The following is a 7,065-nucleotide window of genomic DNA, read 5'->3' on the forward strand; positions in this document are numbered from 1 at the left end:
ATACGGCTGGAGGGAACGTACATGCGCCTCGGACTCGCACTCGGCTACTGGGGCCGCGGCCCCGACCGGAGCCACCTCGACCTCGCCGCCGAGGCCGAGGACCTCGGCTACGACTCGGTGTGGACCGCCGAAGCCTGGGGCTCGGACGCCTTCACCCCGCTCACCTGGATCGCCGCGCACACCTCGCGGATCCGCCTCGGCACCGCCATCGCCCAGATGGCCGCCCGCACCCCCACCGCCACCGCCATGCACGCCCTCACCCTCGACCACCTCTCCGGCGGCCGGATGATGCTCGGCCTGGGGCTGTCCGGCCCCCAGGTGGTGGAGGGCTGGTACGGACGCCCCTTCCCCGCGAGCCCGCTCACCGCCACCCGCGAGTACGTGGACGTCGTCCGCCAGGTGCTGCGCCGCGAGGGGCCCGTCGCGCTCGACGGCCGCTTCCACCAGCACCCGTACCGCGGGGAGGACGGCACCGGCCTCGGCAGACCGCTCAAGCCCATCACCCACCCGCTGCGCGCGGACCTGCCGCTCCTGCTGGGCGCCGAGGGCCCGAAGAACATCGCCCAGACCACCCGCATCGCGGACGGCTGGCTCCCCCTCTACTGGTCGCCGACCCGCACCGACGTCTACCAGGCCTCGCTGGCCGGCCTCCCCGAGGGCTTCATGATCGCCCCGATGGCCCGCGCGAAGGTCTGCGACGACGTCGCCGAGGGGCTGCTGCCGGTCAAGGCCATGCTCGGCTTCTACATCGGCGGGATGGGACACGCGGCCCGCAACTTCCACGCGGACCTGATGGCGCGGATGGGCTACGAGGAGGAGGCCCGCCGCATCCAGGAGCTGTTCCTCACCGGGCGCAGGCAGGAGGCGGTCCTCGCCGTCCCGGACGCCTTCGCCGACGAGATCTCCCTGATCGGACCGCGCGAGCGGATCGCCGAACGCCTCGACCTGTGGCGCAAGGGCCCCGTCACCGACCTCCTCCTGACGGCCCCGGACCCCCACACCCTCCGCGTCCTGGCCGAACTCAACGGCTAGGAGAGGTCTTTCGGATCGTGCCGGGCCGGATCGGCCTGCGGGACTGCCTGCGGGACGGCCTCCAGGAGTTCCCTCAGGTCGAGCGGCATGACGGCGATCTCGATGCTCCCGGCGGCCGCGCCGGCCCCGCCCGTCCCGTACGTGCAGGCCACGATCCGCGATCCGGGGTTGATGGAGATCCCCTCCTTCACGGACGGCGCCCGCAGCCCGGTGGCCCGACCGCCGGGCAGCGGTACGGGCTCGCCCCGGCGGGGCACCCAGCGCACGCCGCCGGGGCCGGTGAACACCCGGCCCATCCGCCAGCGGCCCGCGCCGGCCGGATGCCGGGCCATGCACGGGATCCCGTCCGGGCTCCCGGCGGCGAGCCGCTGCCGCTGCTTGCGCCGTACGAGCCAGCCCACGCCGACGGCGGCGGCCGCACCCACCAGGAACTCGATCATCCGCCCATTGAAACAGGCGGGCGGCGAGCGAACGAACATGCCCGCGGACCGGCCGGGCGACGCTGCCCGGCCGGCCCGCGGTGTACGAAGGCCTATCCGCCGCTCAGCTGGGACAGGCTCGGGACCTTGTCGGTCACCGGGGCGCCGGCGCCCTGTCCGGCGTCCTTGACGCCGGTGACGACGTTCTGGAGCGAGCTCATGTCGGCGTCGCCCGCATCGCCCTTGCGCAGCTTGCCTCCCAGGCCCTTGAGGGACTCGATGCTCGCCGTCAGCGGGGCCATCGCCTTGGACAGCAGCGGGTCGCCCTTGGCGTTGTCCGCAGCCGCCTTCAGCCGGTTGTACGCAAAAGCGCCCGCGAGCCCCGCCTTGACGAGAGCGAAGGTCCGGCCCTTGGCGCCCTTCTTGAACTTGCCCGCCCGGTACGGCTTGATGATCCACTGGTACGTCGCCCCGGCCGCGAGCCCCGCGTTGGCGACGAAGCGCGTCTTGGCGAACTTCTGTTTCTCCGCAGTGGTACTGGGCGTGGGCTCGGCGAGGGCCGCGACCTCCGCCGCTTCCGCCGCCCGCCACGCTTCGGGCGCCCCCACCTCGGCCGCCGGCGCCGCCGGCACCGACAGGGCCACGTCCTCGCCCCTGCCGCCCCTGCCGCCGGCTTCGCTGCCGCAGGCGGTGGCGCCGGCGAGCAGCGCTCCGGACAGGAGCAGTGCGGTGAAGGCGCGGCGGGATCGGGTGCTTACGGGTATGGACACGCTGGGTTTCGACACGGTGAGCCTCCGGGGAGTGAGGTGTCTCCCGCAGCGTCACCCAGGCCCCGGCACTGCGCCACTTGGATGACCCATTCGGGTTTGCTTCACACCGACGGGGCAAAACGCGGTGCATGCGCACACACACCGGAGTACACGCCCGAGGAGGCGTTCAAGCCGGCCGGGTCGTCGCCGCGGTGGCGGACGTACTGGCCTTCACGATCGGCTTGTGGGTCCTGCTCTATTTCCTCGACGCCAACCGGGGCAACGGCCTGGTGGAGTTCATCCACGACGCCGCCAGCTGGCTGGCCGGCTGGTCCTACGACCTGTTCACCTTCGACCGGGAGTGGGTCCAGGTGGTGGTGGGCTACGGCGTGGCGGCCGTGGCGTACCTCGTCCTGGGCCACCTCATCGCGGGCCGGCTCTACCGCCGCTGACCGCGGGACACCTACGGGCAGGCCGCCTCCGGGGCGGCCTGCCCCGCCCTCGCCCACCGGGCTCCGGGCGTGCTAGCCGCAGCAGTCGGGCTCCAGTCCGGACGGCAGCTCCAGCCCCCCGAACACCGCCCCGGTGGCCTCGTCCCCGCCCAGCGCGGCCACGGCGAGCAGCAGCGACCCGGCGGTCCAGGTCGTCTGCTCGACCGGCCACACCGCCCCGTCCTCGAAGACGTAGCCCGTCCAGTACATGCCGTTGTCCGCGCGCAGGTGCGTGATGGAGCGCAGGATCTCCAGCGCCCGGTCCGACTCGCCCATCGCCCACAGGGCCAGGGCGAGCTCGCAGGACTCCCCGCCCGTCACCCACGGGTTCGGCAGGACGCAGCGCACACCGAGCCCGGGGACCACGAACTCGTCCCAGCGCTCCTCGATCCGCGCCTTCGCGTCCGCGCCGCCCAGCGCGCCGCCCAGCACCGGGTAGTACCAGTCCATCGAGTACCGGGACTTGTCCAGGAACCGCTCCGGGTGGCGCCGGATCGCGTGCCCGAGGGCCCCCGCCGCCAGCTCCCAGTCCGGCTGCGGCTCCTCGCGGTGCTCGGCGATCGCGAGCGCGCACCGCAGCGCCTGGTGGATCGAGGAGGAGCCGGTGAGCAGCGCGTCCGTCACCGCACGGCCGTCGGCCTCGCGCTTCCAGCCGATCTCGCCGCCCGGCTGCTGGAGTCCGAGGACGAACTCGGTCGCCGCCACGACGACCGGCCACATGCGGTCCAGGAACGGGTCGTCGCCGGTGGCCAGGTAGTGGTGCCAGACCCCGACGGCTATGTACGCGACGAAGTTGCTCTCCCGGCTCGCGTCCTGCGGCTCGGCGGTGTCCACCCCGTCCGGCCGGTCCGCGTACGCCGCGTACCAGGAGCCGTCGGCGTTCTGGTGCCGGGCCAGCCAGTCGTACGCCCGCTCCGCGGCCTCGTGCTCGCCCGCCGCGTCCAGGGCCATCGCGGCCTCGGTGTGGTCCCACGGGTCCAGGTGGTGGCCGCGGAACCACGGGATGGCCCCGTCGGAACGCTGCGCGGCGAGGATGCCGGACACCGTCCCGGCGGCCTCCTCGGCGGTCAGCACACCGTCCAGGACCAGGCGTTCGGTGCGCCCGGGCGAGCTCACTTCGCCGCGCCGACGGGCAGGTGCGGCTTCGTCGCGTACGCCACGAAGCTCTTGCCGATGACCGGGTTGAGCGCCTGCTCCGCGAGCCTCGTGGCCAGCGGCTTCTTCATGATGTCCCAGACCAGGAGCTTGTGGTACGCCTTCACTGGCAGCGCCTGGTCGTTGTCGACGCCGAACGCGCACTTGAGCCACCAGTACGGGGAGTGCAGACCGTGGGCGTGGTGGGTGCCGTACGGCTTGAGGCCGGCGGCCTCCATCTTCCCGAGCAGCTCGTCCGCCTTGTAGATGCGGATGTGACCGCCCTCGACCTCGTGGTACGCGTCGCTCAGCGCCCAGCAGATCTTCTCCGGGCCGTAGCGCGGGACGGTGATGGCGATGCGCCCGCCGGGCTTGAGGACGCGGACCATCTCGGCGAGCACGCCCTTGTCGTCGGGGATGTGCTCCATCACCTCGGAGATGATGACGACGTCGAAGGACTCGTCGGGGAACGGCAGGGCCAGCGCGTCACCCTCCATGGCGGTGGCGGTGGCGCCGGCCGGGGCCTCGCCGGCCTCCTTCATGGCGGCGAACCACTTGGCGACCTCGCGGATCTCCTCGCCGTTGCGGTCGACTGCGACGACCTGCGCGCCGCGCCGGTAGCACTCGAAGGCGTGCCGGCCTGCGCCGCAGCCCAGATCGAGCACACGGTCGCCTGCGGCGAGCGGGAACCGGGAGAAATCGACGGTCAGCACGGGGTCCTGCCTTCGCGGTCGCGGGGGTGTACGGGGGTGGTGTGGAAAAGGCGGGAGGTCACCGCGCGCGGCGGCTGCGGGCGGCCTGCTCGACGGCGGCGCGGTAGTGCGCGGCGGTGCCCTCGGCGGCTCTGGCCCACGTGAAACGGGACAGCACCCGCTCGCGCCCGGCGGCGCCGAGGCGGGCCCGCAGCCGCGCATCGCCCAGCAGCCGGCCCAGCGCGGCGGCCAGCGCGCCCGCGTCGCCGGGCGGCACCGCGAGGCAGGTCTCGCCGTCCGGGCCCGCGACCTCGGGGATCGCCCCGCCGGTGGTGGCCACCAGCGGGGTGCCGGTGGCCATGGCCTCGGCGGCGGGCAGCGAGAAGCCCTCATAGAGTGAGGGCACGCAGGCGACCTGGGCACTGCGCACCAGGTCCACCAGCTCGGCGTCGGTGATGCCCTTCACGAACCGCACGGCGTCCTGGAGCCCGTACGACTCGATCGCGCGGGCGACCGGACCCTTCTCGGCGCGCTTGCCGACGACGACGAGGTGCGCCTCGGGCTGCTCGGTGCGCAGCTTCGCGAGCGCCTCGACGAGGTGCACGAGGCCCTTGAGCGGGACGTCGGCGCTGGAGGTGGTGACGATCCGTCCGGGGACCTCGGCGACGGAGGTGTCGGGCGACCACAGGTCGGTGTCGGCGCCGATGTGGACGACGTGGATGCGCTCGTCGCGCACGCCCAGGTGCTCGGCGATCTCCTGCTTGGAGGAGCCGGAGACGGTCAGCACCGAGGGCAGCCGGCGCGCGACGCGCCCCTGCATGCGCGTGAAGCCGTACCAGCGCCGCACGGAGGCCCGCTTGCGGCGGTCCTTGGCGGCGGCCAGGTCCAGCTCGCGGTCGACGGTGATGGGGTGGTGGATCGTGGTGACCAGCGGGGCGCCGAGGTCGGCGAGCAGGCCGTAGCCGAGCGTCTGGTTGTCGTGGATGACATCGAACTCGCCCGCGCGGGCGGCGAGATGGCGCCGGGCCCGCAGCGAGAAGGTCAGCGGCTCGGGGAAGCCGCCGGTCCACATGGTGGCGACCTCGACCGCGTCGATCCAGTCCCGGTACTCGTCGCGCTTGGGCGTACGGAACGGGTCGGGGTGCCGGTAGAGGTCCAGGCTCGGCAGTTCGGTGAGCGTGGCGCCGGTGTCGAGGACCGGGTAGGGCTGCGCGCCGATGACCTCGACGGAGTGTCCCAGCCGCACGAGCTCCCGCGAGAGGTGCCGGACGTAGACGCCCTGGCCGCCGCAGAACGGGTTCCCCTTATAGGTGAGGAGTGCGATGCGCAACGGGCGGTCGCCGTCGGTGGCGGAACCCGCGAAAGGGCTTGTCACCATGGCCTCAGCGGTCACTCTCGGCCCCCTTCTCCCTGCACTTTCGCCGGAGCGTAACCGCTCGCATAATGTAGAACAAGTTTCAGACTTGATCCGTCGAAGACCATTGAATCTACCGGCCGGAAACCACACCGTAAGAGGCGGAGCAGGTGATTCGCGCCACGGCTCGGACGCCTGCGATGCTGGCTGCCGATCACGACTCGAACAGCCCGGAAGTCAGCACCGCGACGACACGGAACGCCATGGAACGGGACAGATGACAGCGGACGCGAAAGCCGTCGCCACGACGGCGTCCCCTCCCCTGACGGAGCGCCAGGAGGCGCGCCGCCGCCGAATCCTGCACGCCAGCGCGCAGCTGGCCAGCCGGGGCGGCTTCGACGCCGTCCAGATGCGGGAGGTCGCCGAGGCGGCCGGGGTCGCACTGGGCACCCTGTACCGGTACTTCCCGTCGAAGGTGCACCTGCTCGTCGCCACCATGCAGGACCAGCTCCAGCACATGCACACGACGCTCCGCAAGCGGCCCCCGGCGGGCGAGGACCCGGCGGCCCGGGTCGCGGAGACGCTGATGCGCGCCTTCCGCGCCCTGCAGCGGGAACCGCACCTCGCCGACGCGATGGTCCGCGCACTGACGTTCGCGGACCGCAGCGTGAGTCCCGAGGTGGACACGGTGTCCCGGCTGACCACGGCGATCATCCTGGACGCGATGGGCCTGGACGCCCCGCCGACGGCGGAGCAGCTCTCGGCGGTCCGGGTGATCGAGCACACCTGGCACTCGGCGCTGATCACCTGGCTCTCGGGCCGCGCCTCGATCGCCCAGGTCAAGATCGACATCGAAACGGTCTGCCGCCTGATCACGCTGACGGCGCCGGGGGCGGGGGCGGGCTCCCGGGAATCGGGGGCGGGGGCGGGCTCCCGGGAATCGGCCTGAAGAGGCGGTTGGGGGCTTCGGGGCGGGACTCGTGGATCCGATCCGGGGTCGGGAGAGCCGGTCGGGGGCACCGGGGACGGGACTCGTCGACGCGGGGTCGGGCGACCTGACGGGGCCACCGGGAGCAGGACCCATCGACCCGGGGTCAGAGGGAGTCCGGGGGTTTCCCGGCAGTCCACTGTCCTTCCGTGTCGGTCCGGGCCGTCAAGGGCGCTCCCTGCGGTCGCGTCGCTTCGCGATGGCCT

8 protein-coding genes are annotated in these 7,065 nt (G+C 72.9%); 3 read left to right on the forward strand and 5 right to left on the reverse strand.

What is annotated here, in order from left to right; all coding sequences use genetic code 11:
* Positions 1–21 precede the first annotated feature (21 nt).
* The gene (locus tag ACIBAD_RS26300; RefSeq protein ID WP_134075235.1) at positions 22–1,032 is read left to right on the forward strand and encodes an LLM class F420-dependent oxidoreductase; all 1,011 of its coding nucleotides are present in this window, start codon (positions 22–24) and stop codon (positions 1,030–1,032) included.
* Here the strand turns inward: ACIBAD_RS26300 and ACIBAD_RS26305 are convergent.
* Complete coding sequence (locus tag ACIBAD_RS26305; protein ID WP_134075236.1) at positions 1,029–1,472, reverse strand: hypothetical protein; 444 nt, start codon at positions 1,470–1,472, stop codon at positions 1,029–1,031. The two genes, ACIBAD_RS26300 and ACIBAD_RS26305, sit on opposite strands and share 4 nt — an antisense overlap.
* 92 nt (positions 1,473–1,564) lie before the next feature.
* Complete coding sequence (locus tag ACIBAD_RS26310; protein WP_134075833.1) at positions 1,565–2,215, reverse strand: hypothetical protein; 651 nt, start codon at positions 2,213–2,215, stop codon at positions 1,565–1,567.
* A gap of 134 nt (positions 2,216–2,349) precedes the next feature.
* Here ACIBAD_RS26310 and ACIBAD_RS26315 point away from each other — a divergent pair, with 134 nt between their 5' ends.
* Complete coding sequence (locus ACIBAD_RS26315) at positions 2,350–2,652, forward strand: hypothetical protein (protein ID WP_134075237.1); 303 nt, start codon at positions 2,350–2,352, stop codon at positions 2,650–2,652.
* 72 nt (positions 2,653–2,724) lie between these two features.
* On the opposite strand, the gene ACIBAD_RS26320 is transcribed toward ACIBAD_RS26315, so the two are convergent.
* The 3 genes from ACIBAD_RS26320 to ACIBAD_RS26330 are packed head-to-tail and all read right to left on the reverse strand — an operon-like array spanning position 2,725 to position 5,910.
* Positions 2,725–3,807: a prenyltransferase/squalene oxidase repeat-containing protein gene (locus ACIBAD_RS26320; protein ID WP_134075238.1), complete on the reverse strand. Its 1,083-nt coding sequence runs from the start codon at positions 3,805–3,807 to the stop codon at positions 2,725–2,727.
* On the reverse strand, positions 3,804–4,538 hold the full coding sequence (locus ACIBAD_RS26325) for a class I SAM-dependent methyltransferase (RefSeq protein WP_053693378.1): 735 nt from the start codon (positions 4,536–4,538) through the stop codon (positions 3,804–3,806). The genes ACIBAD_RS26320 and ACIBAD_RS26325 overlap by 4 nt, the downstream gene beginning before the upstream one ends.
* Before the next feature lie 58 nt (positions 4,539–4,596).
* Positions 4,597–5,910, reverse strand: coding sequence for a glycosyltransferase family 4 protein (locus ACIBAD_RS26330; RefSeq protein ID WP_134075239.1), 1,314 nt, complete (start codon positions 5,908–5,910; stop codon positions 4,597–4,599).
* Between the two features lie 238 nt (positions 5,911–6,148).
* Here ACIBAD_RS26330 and ACIBAD_RS26335 point away from each other — a divergent pair, with 238 nt between their 5' ends.
* Positions 6,149–6,820, forward strand: a complete 672-nt coding sequence (locus ACIBAD_RS26335; RefSeq protein WP_398908849.1) for a TetR family transcriptional regulator — start codon at positions 6,149–6,151, stop codon at positions 6,818–6,820.
* Positions 6,821–7,065: the final 245 nt, after the last annotated feature.

It is taken from the genome of Streptomyces sp. NPDC051109 (assembly GCF_044455885.1).
Classification (GTDB): Bacteria; Actinomycetota; Actinomycetes; order Streptomycetales; family Streptomycetaceae; genus Streptomyces.